The sequence below is a fragment of the Veillonella sp. ZSJB6 genome, assembly GCF_051549505.1.
In the GTDB taxonomy this organism is placed as follows: Bacteria; Bacillota; Negativicutes; order Veillonellales; family Veillonellaceae; genus Veillonella.
Genome location: NZ_JBPUGE010000137.1, coordinates 1 through 248, shown reverse-complemented (window position 1 = coordinate 248; position 248 = coordinate 1). Strand labels below are relative to the sequence as shown.

General features: G+C 55.2%; 1 protein-coding gene. It reads right to left on the bottom strand.

From position 1 onward, the window contains the following. Positions 1–30: 30 nt before the first annotated feature. Positions 31–248: FtsW/RodA/SpoVE family cell cycle protein (locus ACSV5T_RS10200; RefSeq protein ID WP_438321066.1), on the bottom strand; the 218-nt coding region annotated here is incomplete at its 5' end.

Sequence of the window (248 nt, the reverse complement as noted above, 5' to 3'; positions counted from 1 at the left end):
AATCCCCCCATTTAAGTAGTTCGAACCTTCTTACCTGACAACATGTAACGATGAACCTTGCACATTTTCGGCTGATTTCTCACGAATCTCAGCCCGTCTTGTCGCTTCCCGGTGCCGGTTTCGCATCGAGATGCTGCTGAGCACTCCGAGAATGCCCATCGTCATGATGAGTGACGTCCCGCCGTAACTGACGAGCGGAAGCGTGACCCCCGTCCCCGGGAACCAGCCCGACATCGCCCCGATATTGA